Origin of the sequence: Thermosynechococcus sp. NK55a (genome assembly GCF_000505665.1) — a bacterium.
Classification (GTDB): domain Bacteria; phylum Cyanobacteriota; class Cyanobacteriia; order Thermosynechococcales; family Thermosynechococcaceae; genus Thermosynechococcus.
Genome location: NC_023033.1, coordinates 1,744,158 through 1,768,452, shown reverse-complemented (window position 1 = coordinate 1,768,452; position 24,295 = coordinate 1,744,158). Strand labels below are relative to the sequence as shown.

The 24,295-nt window shown below is 54.5% G+C and carries 25 protein-coding genes and 1 tRNA gene; 14 read left to right on the top strand and 12 right to left on the bottom strand.

All coding sequences use genetic code 11. The annotated features are described in order from the left end of the window. The first annotated feature begins 58 nt into the window (after positions 1 to 58). A complete protein-coding gene (locus NK55_RS08625; RefSeq protein ID WP_024125357.1) occupies positions 59 to 286 on the top strand; it encodes a ferredoxin family protein in 228 nt (75 codons plus the stop codon). After that, complete coding sequence (gene nagA, locus NK55_RS08620) at positions 283 to 1,425, top strand: N-acetylglucosamine-6-phosphate deacetylase (protein WP_024125356.1); 1,143 nt, start codon at positions 283 to 285, stop codon at positions 1,423 to 1,425. The genes NK55_RS08625 and nagA overlap by 4 nt, the downstream gene beginning before the upstream one ends. Here nagA and NK55_RS08615 read toward each other — a convergent pair. After that, positions 1,400 to 1,672: a CD225/dispanin family protein gene (locus NK55_RS08615; protein ID WP_024125355.1), complete on the bottom strand. Its 273-nt coding sequence runs from the start codon at positions 1,670 to 1,672 to the stop codon at positions 1,400 to 1,402. The genes nagA and NK55_RS08615 overlap by 26 nt on opposite strands. 210 nt (positions 1,673 to 1,882) lie before the next feature. On the opposite strand from NK55_RS08615, the gene NK55_RS08610 reads away from it, so the two are divergent. After that, on the top strand, positions 1,883 to 2,752 hold the full coding sequence (locus NK55_RS08610; RefSeq protein WP_024125354.1) for a tetratricopeptide repeat protein: 870 nt from the start codon (positions 1,883 to 1,885) through the stop codon (positions 2,750 to 2,752). A gap of 1 nt (position 2,753) precedes the next feature. Further along, positions 2,754 to 3,302 (top strand): GNAT family N-acetyltransferase, encoded by a 549-nt coding sequence (locus NK55_RS08605; RefSeq protein WP_024125353.1) that lies wholly within the window; start codon positions 2,754 to 2,756, stop codon positions 3,300 to 3,302. On the opposite strand, the gene recA is transcribed toward NK55_RS08605, so the two are convergent. Together recA and NK55_RS08595 are read right to left on the bottom strand one after the other, a co-directional pair. Then, complete coding sequence (gene recA / locus NK55_RS08600; protein WP_024125352.1) at positions 3,269 to 4,336, bottom strand: recombinase RecA; 1,068 nt, start codon at positions 4,334 to 4,336, stop codon at positions 3,269 to 3,271. The genes NK55_RS08605 and recA overlap by 34 nt on opposite strands. 68 nt (positions 4,337 to 4,404) lie before the next feature. Continuing rightward, the gene (locus tag NK55_RS08595; protein WP_024125351.1) at positions 4,405 to 5,214 is read right to left on the bottom strand and encodes a hypothetical protein; all 810 of its coding nucleotides are present in this window, start codon (positions 5,212 to 5,214) and stop codon (positions 4,405 to 4,407) included. A gap of 123 nt (positions 5,215 to 5,337) precedes the next feature. Between NK55_RS08595 and NK55_RS08590 the strand changes: the two genes are divergently transcribed. Both NK55_RS08590 and NK55_RS08585 read left to right on the top strand, forming a co-directional pair. Then, positions 5,338 to 5,706 (top strand): co-chaperone YbbN, encoded by a 369-nt coding sequence (locus tag NK55_RS08590; protein ID WP_024125350.1) that lies wholly within the window; start codon positions 5,338 to 5,340, stop codon positions 5,704 to 5,706. Positions 5,707 to 5,720: 14 nt separating this feature from the next. Next, entirely contained in the window at positions 5,721 to 6,878 is a 1,158-nt protein-coding gene (locus NK55_RS08585) for a DUF58 domain-containing protein (RefSeq protein ID WP_024125349.1), read from the top strand. On the opposite strand, the gene NK55_RS08580 is transcribed toward NK55_RS08585, so the two are convergent. Beyond that, positions 6,875 to 9,565 carry a CHAT domain-containing tetratricopeptide repeat protein gene (locus NK55_RS08580; RefSeq protein ID WP_024125348.1) on the bottom strand — a complete coding sequence of 897 codons (2,691 nt, stop codon included), beginning with the start codon at positions 9,563 to 9,565 and terminating at the stop codon, positions 6,875 to 6,877. The two genes, NK55_RS08585 and NK55_RS08580, sit on opposite strands and share 4 nt — an antisense overlap. Before the next feature lie 527 nt (positions 9,566 to 10,092). Here NK55_RS08580 and NK55_RS08575 point away from each other — a divergent pair. Further along, positions 10,093 to 10,353, top strand: a complete 261-nt coding sequence (locus tag NK55_RS08575) for a hypothetical protein (protein WP_024125347.1) — start codon at positions 10,093 to 10,095, stop codon at positions 10,351 to 10,353. A gap of 156 nt (positions 10,354 to 10,509) precedes the next feature. Then, a complete protein-coding gene (locus NK55_RS08570; protein ID WP_024125346.1) occupies positions 10,510 to 10,725 on the top strand; it encodes a hypothetical protein in 216 nt (71 codons plus the stop codon). On the opposite strand, the gene NK55_RS08565 is transcribed toward NK55_RS08570, so the two are convergent. Both NK55_RS08565 and NK55_RS08560 read right to left on the bottom strand, forming a co-directional pair. Continuing rightward, positions 10,722 to 12,167: a DUF58 domain-containing protein gene (locus NK55_RS08565; RefSeq protein WP_024125345.1), complete on the bottom strand. Its 1,446-nt coding sequence runs from the start codon at positions 12,165 to 12,167 to the stop codon at positions 10,722 to 10,724. The genes NK55_RS08570 and NK55_RS08565 overlap by 4 nt on opposite strands. Then, positions 12,164 to 13,105: a MoxR family ATPase gene (locus NK55_RS08560; RefSeq protein ID WP_024125344.1), complete on the bottom strand. Its 942-nt coding sequence runs from the start codon at positions 13,103 to 13,105 to the stop codon at positions 12,164 to 12,166. The genes NK55_RS08565 and NK55_RS08560 overlap by 4 nt, the downstream gene beginning before the upstream one ends. Positions 13,106 to 13,206: 101 nt before the next feature. Between NK55_RS08560 and NK55_RS08555 the strand changes: the two genes are divergently transcribed. Together NK55_RS08555 and NK55_RS08550 are read left to right on the top strand one after the other, a co-directional pair. Next, the gene (locus NK55_RS08555; protein WP_024125343.1) at positions 13,207 to 13,962 is read left to right on the top strand and encodes a hypothetical protein; all 756 of its coding nucleotides are present in this window, start codon (positions 13,207 to 13,209) and stop codon (positions 13,960 to 13,962) included. Between the two features lie 144 nt (positions 13,963 to 14,106). Continuing rightward, positions 14,107 to 16,638, top strand: coding sequence for a glycogen/starch/alpha-glucan phosphorylase (locus tag NK55_RS08550; RefSeq protein ID WP_024125342.1), 2,532 nt, complete (start codon positions 14,107 to 14,109; stop codon positions 16,636 to 16,638). A gap of 80 nt (positions 16,639 to 16,718) precedes the next feature. Here NK55_RS08550 and NK55_RS08545 read toward each other — a convergent pair whose 3' ends face one another. Further along, complete coding sequence (locus NK55_RS08545; protein ID WP_024125341.1) at positions 16,719 to 17,081, bottom strand: DUF6464 family protein; 363 nt, start codon at positions 17,079 to 17,081, stop codon at positions 16,719 to 16,721. Positions 17,082 to 17,193: 112 nt separating this feature from the next. Between NK55_RS08545 and NK55_RS08540 the strand changes: the two genes are divergently transcribed. Both NK55_RS08540 and NK55_RS08535 read left to right on the top strand, forming a co-directional pair. Beyond that, a complete protein-coding gene (locus NK55_RS08540) occupies positions 17,194 to 17,844 on the top strand; it encodes an exopolysaccharide biosynthesis protein (RefSeq protein WP_024125340.1) in 651 nt (216 codons plus the stop codon). 81 nt (positions 17,845 to 17,925) lie between these two features. Further along, positions 17,926 to 18,492, top strand: coding sequence for a hypothetical protein (locus tag NK55_RS08535; RefSeq protein ID WP_225871806.1), 567 nt, complete (start codon positions 17,926 to 17,928; stop codon positions 18,490 to 18,492). Positions 18,493 to 18,743: 251 nt separating this feature from the next. Here the strand turns inward: NK55_RS08535 and NK55_RS08525 are convergent. The 5 genes from NK55_RS08525 to rsmH form a co-directional block, all read right to left on the bottom strand. Further along, a tRNA-Ala gene (locus NK55_RS08525) sits at positions 18,744 to 18,816 on the bottom strand. A 10-nt stretch (positions 18,817 to 18,826) separates the two neighbouring features. Then, a complete protein-coding gene (psbP, locus tag NK55_RS08520; protein WP_024125338.1) occupies positions 18,827 to 19,378 on the bottom strand; it encodes a photosystem II reaction center PsbP in 552 nt (183 codons plus the stop codon). A gap of 24 nt (positions 19,379 to 19,402) precedes the next feature. Continuing rightward, on the bottom strand, positions 19,403 to 21,169 hold the full coding sequence (locus NK55_RS08515) for a penicillin-binding protein 2 (RefSeq protein ID WP_024125337.1): 1,767 nt from the start codon (positions 21,167 to 21,169) through the stop codon (positions 19,403 to 19,405). Between the two features lie 9 nt (positions 21,170 to 21,178). Then, positions 21,179 to 21,619, bottom strand: coding sequence for a hypothetical protein (locus tag NK55_RS12470; protein WP_024125336.1), 441 nt, complete (start codon positions 21,617 to 21,619; stop codon positions 21,179 to 21,181). An 89-nt stretch (positions 21,620 to 21,708) separates the two neighbouring features. After that, entirely contained in the window at positions 21,709 to 22,581 is an 873-nt protein-coding gene (gene rsmH, locus NK55_RS08505) for a 16S rRNA (cytosine(1402)-N(4))-methyltransferase RsmH (protein ID WP_024125335.1), read from the bottom strand. 59 nt (positions 22,582 to 22,640) lie between these two features. Here rsmH and NK55_RS08500 point away from each other — a divergent pair, with 59 nt between their 5' ends. Next, positions 22,641 to 23,135 (top strand): hypothetical protein, encoded by a 495-nt coding sequence (locus NK55_RS08500; RefSeq protein ID WP_051372830.1) that lies wholly within the window; start codon positions 22,641 to 22,643, stop codon positions 23,133 to 23,135. Positions 23,136 to 23,647: 512 nt separating this feature from the next. After that, positions 23,648 to 24,280, top strand: coding sequence for a hypothetical protein (locus NK55_RS08495; RefSeq protein WP_024125334.1), 633 nt, complete (start codon positions 23,648 to 23,650; stop codon positions 24,278 to 24,280). The last annotated feature ends 15 nt before the right edge of the window (positions 24,281 to 24,295 follow it).

Below are 24,295 nucleotides of genomic sequence, written 5' to 3'. Positions count from 1 at the left end.
GCGGGATTTACAGATTTACAATGGATAGGTGAATTCCACTCTCAGTGAGGAAAACACTGTGGCCCACACGATTGTCACCAATACCTGTGAAGGGGTTGCTGATTGCGTCGAGGCTTGTCCGGTAGCCTGTATTCATCCAGGGCCGGGCAAAAATAGCAAGGGCACGGATTGGTTCTGGATTGATTTTGCCACTTGCATTGACTGCGGCATCTGTCTGCAAGTGTGTCCTGTCGAGGGGGCAATTGTGCCCGAAGAACGTCCTGATTTACAAGCAACGCCCGCATGATGGCGGCGCAATGGCTGGATCGGGTCCGGCTTTTGGGGCGCGATCGCCTGCAACAGGTACAAATTGCCGATGGCAAGGTAGTCGCCATTGGCTCAGATTTAATTCCACCGCAAGCTGTTGGCGTTGTGGATTTTGCTGGTGATTATCTCTCCCTGGGGGGGGTCGATTTACAAATTAACGGTGCCTTGGGCATTCCTTTTCCGGAGTTGAAGACGGCAGAACCGCTGCCTAAAATTAGCCGCTACCTTTGGCAACAGGGGATTGATGCCTATGCCCCCACCATCGTAACCGCTCCCCTAGGGGCAATTCACACCGCTTTGGGACTGATTCACCAGTATGTGCCGAACTCTCTGGAGCCGGAAGCTGAGATTCTCGGCGTCCATTTAGAGGGGCCGTTTCTCAATCCCCACAAGCGGGGGGCCCACCCCCAAGAGTATCTGCAACCCTTGACCTTGGAAGCTGTTCAAGCAGTTCTGGCAGCCTTTAGCCCAGCAGTGTGCATTCTCACCCTAGCGCCGGAATTGGATACAAGCCATCAGGTTTTGCCCTACTTGCGGGAGTTAGGAATTACCGTCAGTTTAGGCCACTCCATGGCCACCCTAGCCCAAGCCCAGGCGGCTTTTGAGGCGGGTGCCACTATGATTACCCATGCTTTTAATGCCATGCCTCCCCTCCACCATCGAGAGCCGGGACTGTTAGCAGCCGCCCTGACCGATCAGCGGGTCTGGTGTGGGGTGATTGCCGATGGGGTTCATGTCCATCCCCAAATGTTACGGATTTTGTGGCAATGCGCGGGCGATCGCCTGTTTTTGGTCAGTGATGCGCTGGCACCGCTGGGGTTAGGGGATGGCCTGTACCCTTGGGATGAGCGGCACATTGAGGTCAAAAATGGCACTGCACGATTGGCTGATGGCACCCTCTGCGGTACCACAGTGCCGCTGCTGACCATGGTGGGACGATTAGTGGACTGGGGAGTGTGCAATTTTGAAGCAGCGTTAACATTGGCGACGGTAAACCCGCGCCGGGCTCTGGGCTTGAGGACTGAACTATTGCAACAACCGGCCACTCACCTGTTGCGCTGGCGATCGCCTGACCATTATGAACGCCTGCCGGCTACTGGCCCCCCTGCTCGGCGATAATTGCGAGAACCATGAGCACCGCATAAAGAACACTTCCCAGCAATCCTAAAATGACAGCCATCCAAGTGAACAACTTGGCCTTATTTGAGGCCTCTAGCGCCCCGGCACGATCGCCGGCGGTCAACTTTGAGTCAACTTGGGCGGCAAAGATAATTGCGATAATTCCAACGGGTAAACAGCAACAAATTGTTGAAAGAATTGCTGGAACAAGATAGTTGGGGATGTTTTGCTCTGAACTGCTTGACATTTAAGCTTCCTCAAAAACACATTTAATTTTGTTTAGAAAATGTAAAGAGAAATATAAATTGAGATCCTAGTCAAGGTCTAAATTAATCTATTGTTTTTCAGAAAGCAAGCGTCTTGGCGCCAAGGCGGCAACAGCAAACACCAAGTGCGGAGAGGTTGTGGCAAACTAAAGAAGAATCCGTCCTGCTTAGTCAACACCGAGACGCCCATCGTGCTTAAAACAATTGCCCGCTCTATCTTTGGTCTGAGTCTAGTCCTCCTCAGTAGCAGTGTGGCCACGGCGCAGGTGGTGCTACCGCGCACCCTTGAACTCAATCCTAAGGAGATGGAGCAAAATGGCTTTATCGTGGCACAAGAAGCCCTGCAACTGGCGCAGTTCCAGCAATTTCAAGATGCGTTGGTGCGAGCCAAGCTGGCCGTGCAGTTAGCACCTCAGGCCCACGAGATCTGGGCCTTGCTCGGTGGCCTGTATCTCACGGTCAATCAACCTCAGGAGGCTGTTCCTGCCCTAGAGCAGGCCTTGAAACTGAATACCAAAAATCCAGCCGCCTATTTCAACCTAGGCACTGCCCACTTTCGCCTAGGACAGTACGGGGCAGCGGTGCGGGCAATCGCCCAGGGATTGGCTCTCAAACCCGATGCCACAGAGGAATGGTTTAATCTGGGCAACGCCTATCTCAAACTGGGAGAAAAGGAGCAGGCGATCGCTCAATACCGTCGTGTCCTGCGTTTGGATCGCCAGTTTTGGCCAGCCTACACCAACATTGGTTTGGTGCTCTATGAGCAAGGCAGGATTCAGCAGGCGGCAAAGAACTGGGAACAGGCGGCAGACATTGACCCCAAGGCCAGTGAGCCTAAACTGGCTTTGGCCACGGCTCTCCTTCGCCTGGGGCAGGAAGAAAGGGCAATACAACTCGCAGAGGAGGCGCTGCGTCTCGATAGTCGCTACGGCACGGTGGAGTTTCAACGGGAGAACCTCTGGGGCGATCGCTTGGTGGCGGATACGCAAACCCTATTGGCCAAGCCCCCCCTGCGGGCACTGATGAGCCAACTGGAGCAATCTGCCCTTCCTCAGCCCTAGCATGATTGAGATTCGTGCAGCAGAGATCACCGACTTGCCAAGTGTGGCTCAGCTCGTGGCGCTGAGTTTTCATCCCGGTGGCGGTTGGCAAGCCCTTTGGCGCGGTTTTCTCCAGTTGGGGATTGAGCAGGATTTGCGCGATCGCTGGCAGCGCGAGCGTCCCCACTACCACTGTTGGCTAGCCATTATGCCCATAGGAGGCGCTTCTCGATGTGTAGGAAGTGTTGAGGTGCAGCTCCGTGAGATCAAGGGGCAACCCAACCCTTATCTCTCTAACTTGGCCGTGCATCCCGACTACCGACGACGGGGCATTGGCCGGCGGCTATTACAGGCGGTTGAGACCCACCTTTACGCCATCTATTCCGACTATTCCGATCTCTATCTCCACGTCCTTGCTCAAAATCAAGCAGCACGGCAGTTATATGCCCGCTGTGGCTTTGAAGTGGTTGAGGAAGACTTCACGTTTTGGGGAGAGCGAAAGTTACTGCTGCGGAAGTCCCTCACAGGCGATCGCCCCTATTCCTCTTCGCCAATTTCCTCATGGGTATGAGTCACCCTATTGGCAAAATTGGCAAAGCCCGCTGCTCCTTGGTCTAGCTTTTGCCGCACCTGCTGTTCAACCTCTTGGGCAAAGGGAGGGTTCTCCTCCATGTACTTAATTGTGTTCTCGCGGCCTTGGGCAAGGTTTTCACCGTTGTAGGAATACCAAGCCCCTTTGCGGGTAATCACACCGGTTGCCTCGGCTATATCGAGAACGCAGCCTAACTTGGAAATCCCCTGACCAAAAATAATGTCAAACTCTGCAATGCGAAAGGGAGGCGCCACCTTATTTTTGGCCACCTTGACTTTGGCGCGAATCCCAAATTCCTCTGTTCCCTTCTTCAGGGTTTGCACTCGCCGAATATCTAGGCGCACCGAGGCAAAGAACTTGAGGGCTATTCCCCCCGTTGTCGTTTCCGGGTTGCCGTAGGTGACGCCAATCTTTTGCCGCAATTGGTTCAGGAAAATCACCGTACAGCCCGTTTTACCGATATTGCCGGTAATTTTGCGCAGGGCTTGGCTCATGAGGCGGGCTTGCAGCCCCACATGGCTATCTCCCATGTCTCCCTCAATTTCGGCACGGGGCACCAAGGCGGCCACGGAGTCCACCACCACAATATCCACAGCCGTCGAGCGCACCAGTTGATCCACGATTTCTAAGCCCGCTTCTCCAGTATCCGGCTGCGCCACCAGCAGGTTTTCAATATCTACCCCTAGGGCAGCAGAATAGGTGGGATCTAGGGCATGTTCGGCATCCACAAAGGCAGCGACCCCACCGGCTTTCTGGACTTCGGCTACGGCGTGGAGTGCCAACGTGGTTTTCCCTGAACTTTCAGGCCCATAAATTTCAATGATGCGTCCTTTTGGCAGACCGCCGCCCAAGGCAAGGTCAAGGGTGAGGGCGCCACTGGAAATGGTCTCCACTTTCATGCGGGTAGCATCCCCAAGGCGCATAATGCTACCCTTACCAAAGTTGCGTTCGATCTGGGCGACGGCAAGCTCAAGGGCTTTGCGCTTTTCGGCGGAAACGGTGGTGTTACTCATAGAAAGCTAAAAAAGTTAGCGTTCTTCTAGATTAGCGGATTGGCAAAGTTTATCGCTGTGAGGCAGGGTTAGATCAGCTTGCGACGGACAACGATGGCATTCTCACCCACTACGGGATCACGCAGAAGTAGGTGACCTTCGGTATCCATAACAATTATGGCCTCATACCCCAACTCATGGGCGGTTTGCCAGAGATTTTGTGCCAGTTGATCTTGCTTGGTAGGACTAAGATCATACCAACCATTGGCCAGCACTAGTTCTAGGCGCTGCTCGCTGGGGGTGAGGGTCAGGGTGGGATCAAGGGCGTTGCTGTAGCGATCGCAAATGGCCAGCAACCGCTGGCGGACGGTGAAGCTGTCACTGACGGTGGAGGAAGGAGCAATCGCCACCGCTGAGGGAGTGGGCAGCGGTGGCGGCTCTGGTATTGGTGCGGACGGCGGGGCTAGGGTTGCTGCCGTTGGTGAGGGAGCAGAACGAGGCGGCACCAGAACACTGGGTTGGGGAGGGTGGGTCGCTTTCACCGTTGGCCGAGCGGCAGACTGAAAACGGAGGGGATTCAACAGGAGCAGAATAAGGAGTAGGGCGATCGCGATCCCAGTTAATGTCGTGCGGTTATAACGCTCCTGGAGGTGACTCGGCAGCCGTCGCTGTACCCAGCCCATGCCCTGCCACCATAGGGCTGCCCCTCGACCAACCCATGAATGTTCGGGATTCAGCTGTTCTGGGGCGATCGCCTGTTGTGTGGCCATCCCCTTAAGTTGCGCCGTGGCTTTGCTGAGGAGGTGAGTGATCCCCTGAAGCATGGCGATCGCTTCCCGTAGCAGCAGGGGGAAAAGTTTTTGCCAAAGGCTGGACTTGGGGGAAGGTTTAGGAGGCATTTGGGAGGGTCAATTGACATCCTATGAACTATTTTGATCCTACGGCATCATATCGCTGCAAATCGCTGCTGCAAAACTGTCGCTGACTGCTACCATGATCCCAAGACAAAACGAGATAAGAACGTGAAGGGCATTCAGCAATTTAATATCGAAGGATTCCAGCGGCAAATTCGCAGTGCCCCTGTGCCTGTGATCGTGCATTTTTGGGCTCCTTGGTGTAGCCTGTGCCACCTCATTGATCCTCTCCTGGATCAACTGGAGCAGTCGCTACCCCAACAGTTGCAAATTCTCAGGATCAATGCCGATGAAAACTTTGCCCTCAGTCGTCACTTTCAATTGACGAGCTTGCCAACGCTTCTCTTTTTTGATCGTGGGGAATTGGTGCAGCGGTTTGAGCCTGGCTGTGTGAGGGGGGACTTTCGTCAAGCTTTGCAGCAACTGCTTATCCACCTGTTTCCTAGCCGATTGCCCGCTGAGTCCCACCGCTTCTAAGACCCAAATTTGCGATGACCAAGCTGCGTCGTCTCAATCAGCTTTTGGAGGAACGCTGGGTGACCCCCGCCTATGGGGGACTGCTGCTGCTGGGAATGAATCTGTTTTTCTTTGCCGCTGCCATTAACTCCATGGCAGGTTGGCTCTACGTTATTACGGGGATCATTTTTGGTCTGCTCTTGGTGGCGGCAATTTTACCACCGCGCCATTTGCAGGGATTAGTGCTGGAGCGTGTAAAGGTGGCTCCAGTGCATGCGGGCGATCGCCTCCGCCTTACGGTCTTGCTCACCAACGCCACCCAAACGCCTCGCCACAATCTGCAAGTGATTGACCCGGTTCCCCGTGGCCTCTGGTCAGCTACTCAGCGCGAATTTCCCCAACAGGCGATCGAGCAACTGCTACCACAGCAAACCCTGCCTTGGCAGTACGAGCTTATCCCATCCCGTCGGGGCGTTTATGAATGGCAACAGCTTCGGCTGCGCACCGGCGCCCCCTTGGGCCTCTTTTGGTGTCAGCGTTCCTTTCCTGTACCACAACAGGTGGTGGTTTATCCACAGGTTCTGCAACTGCAACAGTGTCCTTTATTAGATCAGTTGGGGCAAGAGATTTCCCAGGAGTGGCGCGATCGCCAGCATCATCTTCACATTGCCCAAGAGGGCATCACCCGGGCCTTGCGTCCCTACCGCTGGGGAGACCCTTTGCGTCTGGTGCATTGGCGCACCAGTGCGCGCTATGGAGAACTGCGGGTGCGAGAGTTTGATACCTTTAGCGGTGGCAATGCGGTGACTATTGCCCTTGATACCCGTCCCCACTGGAGCGAGGCAGACTTTGAGCAGGCGGTCATTGCGGCGGCCAGCCTCTACCTTTACAGTTTGCAACAGCAAATTCCCGTTCAGTTTTGGAGTCCGGTCACGGGGATGCTCCACGGTCAACCAACCGTCCTGCGGGCACTGGCGGCGATCGCCCCCGGCGACTCCGCTGCTGAGTATCCCCTTGATTCCCTTGTCTGGCTCACTAGTCAATGGCCTAGCCCTGAACCTTTGCCCCCCGGCAGTGTCACTGTGCTCTGGGGAGAGCCACCCCCGCGGCGGCAAGGGCCAATCCTTTGGATTGATCGCAATCGCCCCCTCGGCATCCAATTACAAACCCCTATCAGCTACCCCCGGCCCTAAGGAAGCGGTCGCCACTCACCACTACTGACAAAGGCAGCCCAAAAATAGGGACTTTGCTTGCGGGGGTCATTCATTAACTGCAACTGAGCTTGGCGGAGGGCTTCACTACGTCCTTTGCCCGCTGCCAGATGTTGATAAAAGATAACCATGAGTTGTTGAGTTGTGGTGTCGTCCACTTTCCAGAGGGAACTCACTTGGGTGCGTGCCCCCGCCAAGGTAAAGCCTCGCCGCAATCCATAGACACCATCGCCATTGAGAATATCACCGCGTCCCGTATCACAGGCGGACATCACCACTAACTCGGTGCCATCGAGGTTGAGGCCGGTGACTTCAAAAGCCGTTAATACCCCATCATCCACCCCGCTCTGCCGTTGATTGAAACCCGCCAGCGCCAGACCAGAACGCAAAAGGGGATTTTCACCACCCAAGGGGACATAGGCATTCAGACCACGGGTATTTTGCAGGCCTTGGGGAGACACGGACGGCCTTTCCAAGAAAAATCCATGGGTGGCCAGGTGAAGCACACGGGGGCCTCGGGTTTCTTTGATTGCCGTTTCGGTGGCATCCCTACCCGTGAGCACTTGAGCTTGGGGCAACAGGGTGCTCAGGGTTTTTACCTCGGTGGCCGTCCCCGGCAATTCTGTAAATGTGAGGCTGCGCAAATCCAGCGATCGCGGGTTGACCCCCCGCTGACCCCCTGCCAGGGCGCGACCACTCCCTTGACTAAAGGTGGGATTACCCACCACCAAGGGGGGATTTGCAGGTTTGCGCCGCTGTTGCAGCCGCAGCAAGTCGCGGCCTGAGGTGAGCAGTGTGATCGTATAGGACTGCACTAGATAGCGATCCTGCCGATCCACCAGAGCCTCAAAGGACAGAGTGTTCAACTGACCATCGGGAGCCACTAGCAGATGGGTACTGCCCGCTAGGAAGGGTTCCAAAGGAGCCAAGAGGCGCTCATAGGCCGCCTTCAAAGAGGGCTTCGTTACCGTAGCTGGCAATCTTGGATCCGCCATCCGCTGTCGCGCCGCTTTAATGACCGTATTCAGATCAGCCACCGTACCCAAGTCTTGCCATTGGGGGGTACCGCTATTCTTCAGCCCATAGAGGGCGTAGCGGGGAGCCTCCCAACGGTTGGTTTTTGGGTTGTAGGGCACATATTCAATAAACTCCAGCAGCACGGCATTGGCGGGAATAGCTTGCTGCACAACCCTGAGGGTTACGGGGGTGAATTCTAAACGGAAGTTGGCATTTTGGCTCACCAGTTGCGCTTCCAGTTGGTTAGCACGCTGTTGCAGTTGGCTCATTTGGCTGGCCAGGGGTGGGCGATCGCGCCCAAAGGTGAGGCTGGCAATCTGTGTTCGCACCCGAATTAATTCATCCAGTTGCTGCTGAGCCACCGCATCCAGTTGATTGCGCAGGCGGCTGATCGTTGCCGCTAAAACATCCAACAATCGACCTTTACGGCGCAAAATGGTTGTCAGCGCGAGGTTGGCTACTGCTGGATTCTGGGGATTCCCCTGCAAATGGAAGGAAATGGCGGTATTGGTGGAGTCTTGAAATGTGGCTAGATAGTTGCGTTTATACTCCTCGGAACCAACCACTAGGTTACGGCTGAGGTTGATCTCTTCAATCTCAAGGGCCCGGTTGAGGGCCGTTAAGGCTTCATTGATATTCCCCTGTGCCCAGTAGGCTTTTGCTAAGTTGGCAAGACTCAGAGCCAAGTAGGGATGGTCGCCACCGAGGGTACGCTGCCGCAGGGCAATACTGCGCTGATAGAGGGGAAGTGCTGCCCCGTAATTCCCCTGTACCCGATAGAGTTCAGCCAAGTTGTTAAGACTCGTAGCAACATCGGGGTGATCTGTCCCCAGCACCTTTTCACGGATAGTCAAACTGCGTTGGTAAAGGGGAAGCGCGGCACCATAATTACCCTGAGCACGATAGAGTTCGGCAAGGTTATTCAACACTGTTGCCACAAGGGGATGTTCTGCCCCTAAGGCGGGTTCAAGGAGGCCGAGACTGCGCTGGTATAGGGGCAAGGCCGTGGTTAAGCTGCCCTGCAAATGGTCCATCACTGCCAAGTTGTGGACACTCAAGCCCACATCGGGATGGTTCTTGCCAAGGGCTTGTTCACGGATCCTAAGGGCACGCTGGTAGAGGGGCAGCGCCTCGCCGTAGTTACCTTGATCGGTGTAGAGATTGGCGAGGTTATTGAGGCTGGTGGCAACATCGGGATGATTTGGGCCAAGGGCTTGTTCACGGATGGCCAAGCTTCGCTGGTAAAGGGGAATGGCCTCACTAAAGTTGCCGAGTTCCTTGTAGGTAACGGCAAGATTGTTCAAGGCGGCGGCAACGGTGGGGTGATTAGGCCCTAAAACCCGCTCGGCGATCGCCACCAAGTCCCGCGCGGGTGCCACCGCTGCGCCATAATTCCCCTGTTTTTGGAATTGCTCAATTTGATTTGTAAGGGCAATAACATTATGGGTATCGCCGCCAAAGGAGGTTTTACGAATCACGTCTAGTTCACTGACGGCAGCACTATAGCGCTGTTGGAGGGCATCCAACCGCTGCATAATATCGCGCAACTGTTGGGTTTCATTTTGCCCAAATGCCGGGAAATCAACTCCTGTGGCGGTGGCGATCGCCAACAGAATCGCAAAACAGCACCGATGGCTCAAGAACCGTTTCATAGGCACCTGCCGCTGTTGCTCCTTCCATCCTAGATACTGACCCTTGAAATATATTCTGATGTAACAATTAATTACAGTTACAGCTCTGTGCACAAGGATTCATCCTGCTTGGAAAAGTCAAAACCGCTTGCTGACAGGATTACAGCCTACTTATGTACTCTCTACCTTAGAGAAAGGCTATCTTTCCTAGGGCATGGCGGTTGTTTATAATAGAAGTATTACGGTTTTTAAAAGTTTCCAAAAATCCCTCAGCTGGGTGCTGTTCTAGCACAATCCATCACAGCCGGCAGCGCATTTTTCAAAATTTCTAAACATTAGGATATATCCTTCATCGGGGGATAATAATTGATTGATACCGTATTGATTCGGGTTTCAACTCTTGTACAAAAGGTTGTAAATAACTTTGCAAATAATGACAATGTTGTAAATAATGACTCGATTGATGTATGTTCCATACCTGCAAAACAGACGGTATTTAAGCTGTACTTAAAATTATTTTCTGCGTCGAATTATTTGAGAAGACATTTATGGATAGTGATGGCTATTTATCAGAGATTCTTGCTCTGCTGCGGCAGTTGTTCCCTTTGCTGATTAGCCTCTTGGACGATGCCCTTGCCGTTGTTCTCACTCGCCTCGGTTGCCACCTGCCTTGGCTGGAGCAGCTCATGCCTTTTGTTCTCAGTGGCGTGACCCTCTATGTTGTTATTCATGGCGGTAAGGTGATCTACGAGTTTTGCGAACACAAAGGACAGTCGCCCCCGTCTGGGAATGTATCCTCTTCGCAATAGTGTCAGCAAATCCCCACAAGCCCCCTGCATTTTGGTAGTCGTTTTTACCAGCGCGGGCAATGGTCGCTAAGATCAAACTGAGGCCTATCATCTGTGGGTGTAGGAAGCGCACGGAAGCCGGTGTCGCCGTGAGCAGCGGTGAATTCGAGGCAAGCTATGGAACTGCAACGTTCAGTCCCCCCAGCAATTGAGCAAGCATTTATTCAACGTCAGGTGGTGAGTCAGCTCCTGCAAGCGCGTTTGCGGGCAACTTGTGGGCTGACGCAGACCTCAACACCCTTTCCCCAAGCAACACCAACGGGCGATCGCCCACCCCTATGGCCGCTGCAGGAGCCAAGGAAGACCCGTGTGATCGAGGCGAGCCAAGCCTAGAGTTGGCCACGGGCTTTTAGCAGCAGATAGCGATCCACCAGTTGCTCACTCACCTGATCCGCAGGGGCGTCAAGCACGAGAACCCCTTTTTGCTCCAAATGGGCAAAGGCACGCTGTCGCTGATGCAGCAGATCGAGAGCAACAGCCTGTTCATAAAGGGTGGCCACCTGATCTACGGGAGCCAAGGGCTGTGGCACTAAAGGGCGGTGGGCAAGGGTTTCAATGTGGCGATCGCGCAAAGCAACACAGAAGGGTAGAAAACGGGGCGTCAGGCGAGCCATGGCCGTGAGGAGTTCTTGGGAAGCCACCTCATCAATCACCTCTGTGAGAACGACGACAAGGGCACGACGGGTATAGTGTCCCAAAATGGCGCTCACTGTGCCGACATAATCCGATTCTTCAAAAACCGGTTCACAGCGATACACCTGAGTGAGCATCCGCCCCAGATGGGAATCACCACCTTGAGGCGCAATCCAGGTGTGCAATTGCTGATCAAAAATCCCTAAGCCCACCTTGTCACCCCGTCGCAAGCCCGTCAGCGCCAAGGCCAATGCCGCGTTTAAGCCCCAGTCAAAGCGTTTCAAACCCGCCACAGTAGCGGTCATCAAGCGTCCCCGATCCAGCAGAATGATCAGGGGTTGATCCCGTTCTGGCTCCATGGCTCGCACAAGAGGCCATCCCCGGCGAGCACTAGCTTTCCAATCCATAAGGCGCAGATCATCCCCCAGATGGTATTCCCGCAATTCCGCAAACTCGGTGCCTCCCAGGGCGTAGCGTCGCCGCCGCAGGCTACCACTGGACTCTAAACTGAGGCGAATTGAGAGCGATCGCAAGGCCATCAAATCAGGATAGACCTCAACCTCCGTGACAAGGGGTGCAAACCAACGTCGCCACGCCAAGCCCCAAGAACTGCGCAAACGGACATCACAGCCGGGCCATTGAAAGGCACCCCGTCGCGGTGGAAACACATGGTAGAGCAATTCCAAGCTGCTGTGGACTAGCGCCGCAACGGCAAAAGAGGGGGTTTCCCCCGTCAACTCAGCGGGCACATAGTCGTAGAGTTCAACCCAGATCTGCTCACTCAAGGGGACCTCACCACGGATGTGTAGCCTGAGGCGAATCGGGTTTTGCCGACCAATGGATAACCGTGACTCACAGACGCGATCGAGGGTCAGTTGCCAGCGACCGATGCGGCTGTAGTCCCACAGGGACATGCCGAAAATCACCAGATCGTAGAGCCCCATCAAGACTAACCCCAGCCCCAGAGGCCAGTAGCGCAAGGTTGCCTGCGGCTTCCCATCGGCGATTGGCCATAGCTCCGACGGTAGGAAGTTCGTCAGCACCGGCAAGACTCCCCCCAGCAGCAACAGGCCATAGAAGCGGACCGTCGGCACCCAGCGGGGGCGGTGGCGACCAAACTGGTAACTGGCAGGTGCCTTCATCGGGGAACAGCAACTTTGGCAAGAATACTTTGGATCACTTGGGGCAGCGTGGTGCCGTCTAACTGGGCCTCGGGCTTGAGGATCAAACGGTGTTGCAGTAGGGGGATGGCGATCGCCTTCACATCCTCAGGAGTGACGTAGGGGCGATCCGCTAGCCAGGCCTGGGCTTGGGTAGCACGTAGCCAGCCCACTGCCGCCCGTGGGGAAGCCCCCAAAAGGAGTTCGGGATGTTGACGACTGGCCTGCACCAACGCCAAAAGATAATCTAGCACCACCGGCTCCACATGGACTTGCCGCACCTGCTGTCGTGCTGCCAAAACTTGCTCTACGGTAATCAAGGGCTCCAAATTGAGTTGATCGAGATCGCGGGCTTCAAAGCCTGCAAGGGCATTTTCCAGCATTTGCCGTTCAGCGTTTGGCTCTGGATAGGACACCACCAGCTTCACAAGAAAGCGATCCAGTTGGGCCTCGGGCAAGGGATAGGTTCCCTCAAATTCCAAGGGGTTTTGGGTGGCCACTGTCCAAAATAAACCAGGGAGGGCGAGGGTAGTGCCGTCGAGGGTCACCTGCCGTTCTTCCATCGCTTCTAGGAGAGCCGCTTGGGTTTTGGGCGGTGTGCGGTTAATTTCATCCGCCAGCAGTACTTGGGTAAAAATTGGCCCCTTGCGCAGGCGAAATGTGCGACTGTTGAAGTCAAAAATGCTCGTACCGAGAATATCAGCGGGGAGAACATCGGGGGTGAGTTGGATACGGCGAAATTCCGCTGCAATCAGGCGAGCGAGGAGCTTGACCAGCAGGGTTTTGGCAGTGCCCGGCACCCCCTCAAGGATGACGTGGCCTTCGGCGAGGAGAGCCACAATTAATCCTTGGGCGATCGCCCCTTGACCAACCACAATCTCATTGAGACGCTGCTGCAAACGATGGAAAAGCGCTCTCACCGTTGTTCTGTCACCCCTAAACTCTCCCAATCCTAGCAGAAGCCCTCACCCTCCCTTGGCCATCAGCAGGATTAAACCACTGTCTAGGAAAATTGGCTACAATGCAGTACCGAGGGACGTTTGGCCAACCTGTGACCCCAACGACTTCTACCATTGCCACCGCTGCCCAACAAATTGCCCAGCACCCGCAGCAGAGCCGCCTTTTTAAGCTACTGTATGCCCTTCAGCAACATCAGTGGCCGACCCAAGCACCGCCATGGACCGTGAGCGACGTGCAACAGGTCCTCATCGAAATCCTTGAACGGCTGAAAACCCCCACCCTCTTGGGACAGCACCTAACTGCCCTTGTCAATAGTCTCAACAAAGCACAGGCCTATCAGGTTCCCTCAGCCGTACTGCTGCAAATTTTGGTCCCCCTTTACAGCCAAGCTGCGACGGCTACACTGACCATCGAGGCGCCAACCCTCAGCACTGCAGATCTCTACGATTTGCGATTAGAAGTCACCCGCTACTGTACCCCTCTGCATATGAAGCTTCTTGTGGCCGCTCTGTTGACCACCAAGCCGGTGCATGCCCAAGCCCTAGAGCGGTTTACCCTCATTGATTTGCTGCAACGGCTGACCCGCCGCTATGGTGATTTAGAGATTTTGCAGACGCAAATGGCCACTGCTTTGGCACGTTTGCCCCAGGATCCTCTCTATGCCAGTGGGGGCGATCGCCTGATCAAACTTCTGAGTACGCTCTATCAACGCTATCAACACACCCAAGCCCCAGAGGCTACCCGCGGCAGTCCTCCCCCTGACTCCTCCGATGAAGAGCTGACCTGCCAACTGTTTCCCACAGTGAATGAAGGCTAGGGAAGGGCTTGCCCCCCTTTACTAGCAAAGAGTGCGAGTAAAGAGATTCTGTACTTAGGGGGGAATCCCGGGCGATCGCGATAGAACAGATAGGGAAGGGCTGACTACTACTAATCGCGCTAATTCTTTGCGAGGATTCCCACAATGACCAGTCTCATTCCGCCCGGTTGTCCTACAGTGCTCACGGAAGACGATCGCACCGGTACGAGCATTGAAACCCTGCGGCGCGCCTTTATGGATAATCTCTTCTTTATCCAAGGGCGATTTCCCGAAGTGGCGACGAAAAATGATTACTACTTGGCCTTGGCCTACACCGTGCGCGATCGCCTACTGTTGCGCTGGCTGAATTCTGCAAAAACCTATCGAGATCAAGAAAGCCGCACTGTTTGCTATCTCTCCGCCGAATTTTTGCTAGGGCCACACCTTGGCAATAACCTAATTAACCTCGGACTCTATGAGGCCGTTGAAGAAGCCATGCGGCAAACCGGTTTGAACCTCAAAGAACTCCTCGATCAGGAGGAGGAGCCGGGGTTGGGGAATGGCGGGTTGGGACGCTTGGCCGCCTGCTATATGGATTCTCTCGCTACATTGGAAATCCCCGCCATTGGCTATGGCATTCGCTATGAGTACGGTATCTTTGACCAAGAAATTCGCGATGGTTGGCAAGTCGAGATTACCGACAAGTGGTTACGCTATGGCAACCCTTGGGAAATTCCCCGACCGGAATTGATTTTGCAGGTGAAGTTTGGCGGCTACACCTATAGCTATACCGATGATCAGGGCCGCTATCGGGTTGTTTGGCAACCCCACCAAGTGATTCAGGGAGTGGCCTATGACACCCCCATCTTGGGCTACAAGGTGAATACCGCCAATCTTCTGCGTCTATGGCGGGCAGAGGCGGTGGAGTCCTTTGACTTTCAAGCCTTTAACACAGGCGATTACTACGGCGCTGTCAACCAAAAAATTGCTTCAGAAAACATCACGAAGGTCCTCTATCCCAATGACGAGCAGTTGCAGGGCAAAGAACTGCGGCTGATGCAGCAGTATTTCTTCTGCTCCTGTGCCCTTCAGGACATGATCCGCCTCTACAAACAATCGGGCAAACAAGATCTGAGCCGCTTCCATGAGAAGTTCACCGTTCAGTTGAACGATACCCACCCAGCCATTTCAGTGGCGGAATTGATGCGCCTGTTCGTCGACGAGCATCTCATGCCTTGGGAGCAGGCATGGGACATTACCCGCCGAACCTTTGCCTACACCAACCACACCCTCCTGCCCGAGGCACTGGAAAAATGGCCCCTAGATCTCTTTGGCTCCCTCTTGCCCCGCCACTTGCAAATCATCTATGAAATCAACCGTCGTTTCCTAGATGAGGTACGCCTGCAATACCCGGGGGATAACGATCGCCTGCGGCGGCTGTCCATTATCGATGAAAGTGACTGTCGCTATGTGCGCATGGCCCACTTGGCAGCGGTGGGGAGTCATGCCATCAACGGCGTGGCAGCACTGCACTCAGAACTCCTGAAAAAAACGGTGCTCAAGGATTTCTACGAACTGACACCAGAGAAATTCTCCAATAAAACCAATGGCGTCACCCCCCGGCGCTGGATGGTGCTCAGCAATCCGAGATTAACCCGCCTGATTACCGAACGCATTGGCGAAGATTGGCTGAAGCACTTGGATCAACTGCGGCAATTGGAACCCTTGGCAGAGGATGCCGAGTTTGCAGCCCAATGGCAATCGGTGAAGCATGGGAACAAGGAACGCCTTGCGGAATACATTCGCGATCGCCTAGGGGTAACGGTGGATCCCCATTCCCTCTTCTCGATCTTGGTGAAGCGCATCCACGAATATAAACGCCAGCACCTGTGTGTCCTCAATGTCATCACGCTTTACCAGATGTTGAAGGACAACCCCCAACTGGAGATGGTGCCCCAAACGTTTATTTTTGGCGGCAAGGCGGCCCCAGGCTACTATATGGCCAAGTTAATCATTAAGCTCATTAACTCCGTGGCTGAGGTGATTAACCGTGATCCAGCGGTGCGCGATCGCCTAAGGGTCGTCTTTTTGCCCAACTACAGCGTAACGCTAGGGCAGCAGGTCTATCCAGCAGCGGATCTTTCCCAGCAAATTTCAACAGCCGGCTACGAAGCCTCAGGCACAGGGAATATGAAATTTGCCCTCAATGGGGCGTTGACGATTGGCACCCTCGACGGCGCCAACGTGGAAATTCGCGAAGAGGTGGGGGCTGAAAACTTCTTCCTCTTTGGTCACACGGTAGAGCAATTGCAGGAATTGTGGCGCAACGGCTATCGCCCCTGGGAGTTTGCCAATAGCAACCCAAGGCTGAAGCGGGTGCTCGACCTCATTGCCTCGGGGTACTTTTCCCATGGCGATACGGAACTCTTTCGGCCCCTGGTTCAGCACCTCTGGCAAAACGATCGCTATTGCCTCTTGGCAGACTACCAAAGCTATGTGGACTGCCACCAACGGGTCCTTCAGGTCTATCAACAAGATCAAGCCCAATGGGCAAAAATGTCAATTCTCAATGTGGCACGGATGGGGAAATTTTCTAGCGATCGCGCCATTCGCGAGTACTGCCAAGACATCTGGCACGTTCAACCGGTGAAAGTTGTCCTACCGGCAACGTCCTACCTGACCTCCCCAGGGCAGTAGCTGGCCGGTACCGAGTTCAATTCAAACAACCCAGACCCTCCCCTGCCCTGGCGGGGATTTTTGAGCTGAGAAAGGAAATGCTAAGGTTCTCGAGGCTGGTAATCTCGACACGCTTGGCAGGAGCCCTGAGGGTTCACAGCACAGCGCAACAAGGGTGAAAGGGCATTCCAGCGGCAGGAGGGATCCCCAATCACCCACTGTCCATTCACGAGATGGCGATCGCTAAGGGTGTCACTGGGCTGCACATAGAGGGCAATTTTTTCCAGTTGATAGCGTCCACCACGAAACCGGTAGCGATGACGGCGTTCTAACACTGTATAGGTTTCCCCTTCGTGATCCACATGGCAACCGGGTTGGGGTGTCCAGTCGAGATAAACCTGCCCTAGCGATCGCCGGGGATTAATCAGGTGCAACTCTGTCGGTAAGTCAGATGGGGTTGCCATGGATTCCGGTTGATCGCGGCTTTGGAATTGCCGTCAACTGTGTTGAGCATAAACTCACGATCAATTTATCGTATCCTAGCAGTGGGAACATTTCCACTTCCTGTAATTTTTCATGGCAAAATTGTCCACAGACCTGGAATATGCCTTTTTGAGTCCTGTGCCCAGCCCTAGGCATGGAGAGGTTTTAACGCAACCACTGGTGTCCTTGGCAGAGATTGTTCAGTTGGCGGGGGAGCGAACCTTTGGCTTTTTGCTGGCCGTTCTTTCGTTGCCATCGGCGCTGCCCATTCCAGCCCCCGGTTACGCCACACCCTTTGGCATTGTGCTGTTACTGTTGGGTTGGCAATTGCTTGTGGGTGCCTCAGTCCCTTGGCTGCCGCCGTGGCTGCTCAAGCGCACGATGCCGCGCTCCCAGATGCAGAAGATTGTGCGCACAGCTTTGCCTTGGCTGCGACGGATTGAATTGATCTCCCGTCCCCGCTGGCGCTTCATTTGCACGACCCGAGGCGGACGTTTGGGCTTGGGGGTTACTGTATCGCTGATGGCGATCTCGATGATTTTGCCTATTCCCGGCACCAACACCATTCCCGCCATGGGCATTTTTACAATCGGCTTTGGTCTTTTGGATGACGATGGTTTGATTAGCCTGGCAGGGGTGGTTATCTCTTTGATTGGTCTAGCAGTCACCACATCAATTTTGATTGCCCTTGCATGGGGCGGCAATAGCCTCCTGGATGTATTGAAGGCATGGCTGCATTTGTAACATAGGGGTAAGTTCCTTCTTGACTCAAGGCCAATGAGAACCCTATCCCCTCCTAAGGCCTGGGGCCGATGGTTGAGTGCCGTGGGAGCGATCGCTCTATTAGGATTCCATCCCCTTAGAACGACTGCCAATCCCTCTACAGAGGACTTACCCCTAGCGGTGGCGGCGGCGATCGCGCTGCCTGTCAATGAAAAGCAAGTTGTGGTTAGCGAGTCTCCCTCGGCAGTGGGCTTAACAGTACCCAGCCTCTGGTGGGCCGTGCAGCAGTTTGGTGACCAGGTGATTCAACGCTGGCAAGCCTTTCCAGCCATGACAGCACCGGGGGGCAGAATTGAAGCCTTTGTCTCCCCCGCCGCTTGGGGACGCTTGCCCTATTTACGGCGTTTTGCCCTGATTAATCAGTTGGGCCATGCCAGTCGCAGCTTTGGCTATCAGTTGATCCTGCGCGATCGCCAACAAGTCATTTATGGTGCCTACACCTGTCAATTTGATGCCCTAACCGTTGAATACCTGCCAGAAGTCACCGATGCCGCAGGCAACCCGATTCCTTTTTTCCCACCCAGCAGCGAACTCAACTGTCAAGTATGGGTCAATCCCAATATTCCCGTTATGTTTCCAACTCAAGGACTTCGTTCAGAGCAAAGTTAAATCAAAGCGCAGATATCTTGTTCTCGCCCCACAATGTTGTGCACGATGTTAATGTTTCGCACGATGTTGCCCAGTGCTGTCACTGACAATGGGGCAATGACCTCCAGAGGAGATTCGGCAGAGCGGGTCAGCAGCAGTCGCAGTGAAGGCGATTGCGGATTGAAACGAAGTGCCAGGAAATTGGGGTAGGTGGGTAATGAGTTGCGATCGCCGCCAGTCTTTAACAAACTACGGCAGCGGGGGTAGTACCATGGAGAGTAGGGAACTCGAATCCCTGACCTTCGCGGTGCGATCGCGACGCTCTACCAACTGAGCTAACTCCCCAATTCTTTCTTTAATATACGCTAAACGAGGACACGATGGTCTTAAATTGGTCTTCCACTTTTGGCCAGCGCTCTTCAGGCGCTGACACACTGAGGGTATAGACCTTACCTCGACTTACGGCAATACTCGACAAATTGTGCCGCTGCTGAGCATTGTTGCCATCCCCCGGTAGAGTGACCGCATACTCCAGAATGTAGTAGGTCTTATCATCAGCCTTTTGGGAGGTGGCGGCAATTAAGGCAGAACTGCGGCCACTTTCACTGGGAGCAATGATATTGCGCAGCAGGCGATCGCCCACCTCCTCAGGCGACCCCAATTCCTCAAGGGATTTCGTACTAGACACGGGATTGACCACCACGCTGACGTTTTCCGTCGTCTCAATAATGTCGTGAAAAACCACATCCACCGGATCCTTGGCCTGTACCTGTACCCAACCGCGGGGGTAAAGGAATTCATAGCCATCGTAGCTATCAACATAGGCCTGTAGCCCACTGGTGGCCGAACAGCCTCCCAGCAACACCACGAAAATAGCCAACACTGTAACAAAAAACCGTTGAAGCATACCGTCCTTTTGCGCTGTTCTTCCCTATTGTGACACCGAAGCTGGTGCAGCGGGGCGCCGCAATTCCTGTGGATGTGAGGGAGGAATGCCCTCAATCGTAATCAGTGACTCCGTAACCGCTCGCACAATTGGAATGGCCACCGTTGAGCCATAGGCATCATCTCCCTTGGGTTCATCCACCACCGCCAAAATCACATATTGGGGCTGTTCTAGGGGAAAGACAGCAAAAAAGCTGGTAATACGCAGATTGCTATAGGTACCGCCAATCGCCTTTTGCGCCGTGCCCGTTTTGCCCCCCAAGCGATAGCCGGGAATATGGGCGGGTTTCCCTGTACCAAAGCGCACAACTTCTCCCAGCATTTTGACCACCGCTTGACTGGTGCGCTGCGAAAAGACCCGTCGAGGGGGGCGTTGCTCAAGGCGTTTTTGCAGTTGGCCATTTTCATCGTAGAGGCCGTCAATGACATGGGGAGTAACCATCTCCCCACCGTTGGCGATCGCCCCCACTAGTTGAGCCAAATGGAGCGGCGTCAGGGAAAAGCCTTGACCAAAGGCGGCCGTTGCCGGTTCAATCGGATAGTTAATAAATTGCTCCGGAGGTTTTAACTGGGCGGCTGTTTCAAAGGGCAGATCACTGCCCACTTTCTCTGTGAGTCCCAAGCGATGGAGATAGCGATAGTAGTGGCGGGCTGGAATGCGGCTCATCATGTGCACCATGGCCACATTGCTAGAGTAGGCGAGAACTTCGGCAATTCTAAGGGCACCGCGGCCGCCGCGTTGACTATAGTCACTATTTTGAATTGGCCAACCGCCAACAACAATTCGTCCCTCATCGGGCAACACCGTATCAGGAGTAATGGCATTTAGTTCAAGGGCAATGGCGGTATTGATTGGCTTAAAGGTTGATCCTGGTTCATAGAGGTCCGACACCGCCCAGTTGCGAAAAAGGGCTGGATCAGCACGGTAGTAATGATTGGGATCGTAGGCGGGTTCTGAGACCAAGGCTCGCAGTGCCCCAGTTTTCACTTCTAGGACAATAACCGTGCCGCGTTTAGCATTGAATTTGCGTAACTGCTGTTGCAGGGCTTGGCGTGCCGTTTGTTGCAGACGACTATCAATCGTGAGGCGCACATGGTACCCCTGATTTAAGACCCGCGGATCCGCAGGGGCAAGCGCTGGCAGCCACTCCCCTAGGGCACTCATCGAGAGGAGTTGGCGGCTATGGGGAACCTGTAAAAATTGATTCTGGCTAAACTCAATCCCCGCTTGACCCTGGTGGTCACGATCCACATAGCCAACAATGCCCGCCATGAGTTCCTGTTGCGGATAAATGCGCTGCCACCCTTGGTTCAGTTCTAGGCCATCGTAGTTGAGGGCGCGAATTTTGGCGGCGGTTTGTTCATCGATGTCGTAGGCAATGGGGACGCCTGTAGGATAGGAGCTGAATTTGGCCAAGAGTTGCTCTGGGGATTGCTGGAGTAGGGGAGCTAGATCGCGGGCGATCGCTGAGCGCGCCACTTTGAACTGAATCGGATGGGCAAAGAGGGTAAACACGGGCCGATCTAGGGCAACAACCGTCTCTCGGCGATCAGTAATTGGATAGCGTGCCAAGGTTGGCGGGGTATAGCGCCGTTGTTGTTGCTGTGCCCGTGCCGCTAAGGTTTCCCCCTGAACCACTTGCAAATAAACCAAACGCGCAACCACCCCCCCCATCCCCATGAGCAAAAAGCCAAAGATCAGACCGACGCGCAAGGGTGGCAGGAATTGATTTTGGGGGCGGGCAGTTTTCATGGATAGCGGTCAGTAATTGACAGTGCGCTGAGGCGGTGGCGTCACGGGGAGCCCTTCAAAATGAGTCTTGGCAGCAATCTTGCTCTCATTGGGCATAAAAAGAACGTGTTGTGGTGTTTGGGGTACAAGACCTTGGGGGGCCCGTTGCACTTGCTGCGTCACCCGATAGCGGAGGGTTTCATTGCTCACCAGTAGCTCCCGCTCCTGCCGTTTTAGGGTTTCCAAGCGGTCATAGGCTTGACTCCACTGCTGCTGACAGAGGGCTGACCAACCATAGAGAGGCAGCATAGCCACGAGGGCACCGGTGGCGACCACCCCAGAAACCCATTCAATCCTCAGCAAAGTTTTTTGCCAAAGGGGCACCGGTGGCTTGGGGAGGGGCCGAATTTCCGTCAGCGTTGGCGAGGATTGGGGAATAAATCGGGATTTGAATTTAGGGGCAGCAACCATAGACTCCAGCACTCCTCAGGAATGGATTGCCCTAAAAGATTAGGACGCACTGTAAAGATACCCAATAAATAAACCATCATTCGGGCAATTCATGCACAAGTACGCGCCGCAATTCGTAGCTTTGCCGATCGCGATCGCGGGTTCCGGCTCACTTCCACTGCATCCGCCACGATTGGTTTACGAGTCAGGACTGCCAAAAGGGGATTGGCGCGCCACGCCTGCTTCACCCGGCGATCTTCCAAGCTATGGAAACTAATAACAGCAATGCGCCCTGTGGGCTTTAACCAGTGGGGCGATCGCGCCAAAAATTGGTCGAGCACCGCTAACTCTTGGTTGACATAGATACGCAAGGCCTGAAAAACCCGTGTGGCTGGATGAATGCGGTGTCGGGGGGAAGCCTTGAGGCAATGGGCAACCAACTGCGCCAGTTCTTGGGTGCTGTTGAGGGGGCGACGGGCCACAATTTGGCGGGCAATGCGGCGGGCAAAGCGTTCTTCCCCATATTCATAGAAAATATCCGCCAGTTCTCGCTCGCTGTAGTGATTGATCACCGTTGCGGCTGTCAAAGGGTTAGCGGGATTCATGCGCATATCGAGGGGGGCATCAAAGCGAAAACTAAACCCTCGCTCTGGGCGATCCAATTGGGCAGAACTCACACCTAAATCGGCGAGAATGCCATCAAACATCGGTTCAGCCACAGGCAGATCAGCAAAGTTGCCATGCCAAAACTGGACGCGATCGCCAAAAGGGGCAAGGAACTCCTGAGCCGCTGCCAAAGCCATCGGGTCTTGATCGATCGCGAGTACCCGACAAGTGGGTTCACGCCGTAGGAGCAGCGCTGTGTGTCCGCCACCCCCCACTGTGGCATCCAAGTATAGCCCCCCGGCCTTGGGCTGGAGTGCCTCAAGCACCGCAGGTGCTAGCACCGGTTGATGGTACGTAGAAAATTCCAAATCTTGCATAGGCGGATCAAACGCAGCGTAAAATTTGCCACAGCACAGTCCCTTGGAGAGCCGCCGCCGTGAACGATACTCCCCTCAACTTCGCCGATGAACTGCTGGTGCGAGATCAACTCGTGCAGCAACTCTCAGAGGAACTCTATCAACTCATGGTGCAGCATCCTGAGTTATTTGTGCGCTTTTACCAAGCCCGCAAAGCCGAAGCCGCCAATGCCGAAGCCCTGAGGTTGTTGCAAGCACAGGTGCAACAGGTGGAGGCGCAAATCGCAGCCTATCAAGAGCAAATTCTTGCTTACCAACAACAGGCACAAAACCGCGAAGCAGAAATGAACGACTTGAAGGCTCAAGTGATTGCATTGAGCGATCGCAATGAGATGCTGGAGCGCATCATCCAAGAAATGCCCGAAGTCTATCGGCAAAAATTTAGTGAGCGACTCACTCAAGTGAAACTGAAGATTGAAAGCCTCGAAAAGAAAACAGTCAACTGCGTGCCGAATTGCGGAATCTGCAAACCCTCTTGGCCGCCCAAGCCCGCCAGCAACAACAGCAGGGATTAGCCTCATTACAACCTGCGCGGATTGGCCTGATTCCCAGCTTTCATACTTAGGTGAGCAGGAATCAAAGGGTGAGCTCCGCAGGAACCCAAAAACATCCTAGCAGACTTTTGGCAGGGCTCCCCGTCAAGGTCCATGGATTCGGCTCGGCTACCCGTGGGGCTTTGAGATGAGTTGCGGATGCGCCTAGAGATGTCTAACTTGATCGTTGATCGATGCAGCAGCTGGGGTGGATTTGTCAGAAGTGTCTGCCGACTATTGATCGCCAGTGATCGCAGCCGGCATTGAGTAGATGGTTTAGGGAAGGATGAGCGATCGCCCCAAGGGCACAGGTAGCTTTGCAGGAACTGCCTACTCACCCCCGAGGAAGTCCGCTTAGCCCTGCAAAGGGCAGAGGATCGCAACTTGACCGCCCACACCTACAATGAAACTTTGGCGGATGTGATTTTCTTAGCACAGCAGGTGATGCTCATGGAACGCTGGTGAGCTGCCCTAGCAGCAGGAGGATGGGAGGATTGAAAATACGGATCTGGTGTGCGGCACAGCCAAGGGAGGCCGAACTGTCTGCGGAGCAAGTAGTCACAAAAGTGGTACCCGTGCTGCAACAATGTCACAGCAGTGCCGAGATTGTGGTTTGTCCCCTCGATGCCCCGATGGCGATCGCTCCCCAAGCAGCGGTACTGGACTATAGCCTTACCCATTGGGCATCATCCCACCTTTGGCAGCAGTGTCGAGCTTTGGGCCCCTTGGTTTCCCAGTGGGGAATAGGAACCGGCACAGGGGGTCTCTATCAGTTGCCCCTGGCCCAAACGGCAAAGGGGACGCTCTTTGGCGAAATTATTGGCTGCCTTGAAGGGACATGGCAGTTACCCATCCATGCCAGCGATCGCCAGCGACAAACCCTCTATGCCCTCGGACGACGACTCCTAGATTACTTGCAGGCACCCGTGGGCTGCTATTTTCTGCAATTTGACTGGCAGGGGGAAGTGATCTTTGAGCGACTGTGGCCTTTTCCCACCGTGGCGGCTCTCGCCAGTATTGGTGTGCAAACCCCCAACTGGTTGGTGGCTCACTACCAGTGTCTCAGGGGGATGCCCCTGCGAGATGTGCGGATTCCCGCTCGCGACACAGTGCGACGATTAGAATAGAGAGCGCAGCGTTTG

Bases quoted from the DNA above. Each gene is read 5' to 3' on its own strand.
- NK55_RS08540 (WP_024125340.1), top strand. From the start codon at position 17,194: ATGGCAAAATTGTCCACAGACCTGGAATATGCCTTTTTGAGTCCTGTG.
- recA (WP_024125352.1), bottom strand. From the start codon at position 4,336: ATGAGTAACACCACCGTTTCCGCCGAAAAGCGCAAAGCCCTTGAGCTT.
- NK55_RS12470 (WP_024125336.1), bottom strand. From the start codon at position 21,619: ATGGTTGCTGCCCCTAAATTCAAATCCCGATTTATTCCCCAATCCTCG.
- NK55_RS08570 (WP_024125346.1), top strand. From the start codon at position 10,510: ATGGAACTGCAACGTTCAGTCCCCCCAGCAATTGAGCAAGCATTTATT.
- psbP (WP_024125338.1), bottom strand. From the start codon at position 19,378: ATGCTTCAACGGTTTTTTGTTACAGTGTTGGCTATTTTCGTGGTGTTG.
- nagA (WP_024125356.1), top strand. From the start codon at position 283: ATGATGGCGGCGCAATGGCTGGATCGGGTCCGGCTTTTGGGGCGCGAT.
- NK55_RS08615 (WP_024125355.1), bottom strand. From the start codon at position 1,672: ATGTCAAGCAGTTCAGAGCAAAACATCCCCAACTATCTTGTTCCAGCA.
- NK55_RS08515 (WP_024125337.1), bottom strand. From the start codon at position 21,169: ATGAAAACTGCCCGCCCCCAAAATCAATTCCTGCCACCCTTGCGCGTC.
- NK55_RS08545 (WP_024125341.1), bottom strand. From the start codon at position 17,081: ATGGCAACCCCATCTGACTTACCGACAGAGTTGCACCTGATTAATCCC.
- NK55_RS08575 (WP_024125347.1), top strand. From the start codon at position 10,093: ATGGATAGTGATGGCTATTTATCAGAGATTCTTGCTCTGCTGCGGCAG.
- NK55_RS08580 (WP_024125348.1), bottom strand. From the start codon at position 9,565: ATGAAACGGTTCTTGAGCCATCGGTGCTGTTTTGCGATTCTGTTGGCG.
- NK55_RS08555 (WP_024125343.1), top strand. From the start codon at position 13,207: ATGCAGTACCGAGGGACGTTTGGCCAACCTGTGACCCCAACGACTTCT.
- NK55_RS08565 (WP_024125345.1), bottom strand. From the start codon at position 12,167: ATGAAGGCACCTGCCAGTTACCAGTTTGGTCGCCACCGCCCCCGCTGG.
- NK55_RS08595 (WP_024125351.1), bottom strand. From the start codon at position 5,214: ATGCCTCCTAAACCTTCCCCCAAGTCCAGCCTTTGGCAAAAACTTTTC.
- rsmH (WP_024125335.1), bottom strand. From the start codon at position 22,581: ATGCAAGATTTGGAATTTTCTACGTACCATCAACCGGTGCTAGCACCT.
- NK55_RS08585 (WP_024125349.1), top strand. From the start codon at position 5,721: ATGACCAAGCTGCGTCGTCTCAATCAGCTTTTGGAGGAACGCTGGGTG.
- NK55_RS08605 (WP_024125353.1), top strand. From the start codon at position 2,754: ATGATTGAGATTCGTGCAGCAGAGATCACCGACTTGCCAAGTGTGGCT.
- NK55_RS08550 (WP_024125342.1), top strand. From the start codon at position 14,107: ATGACCAGTCTCATTCCGCCCGGTTGTCCTACAGTGCTCACGGAAGAC.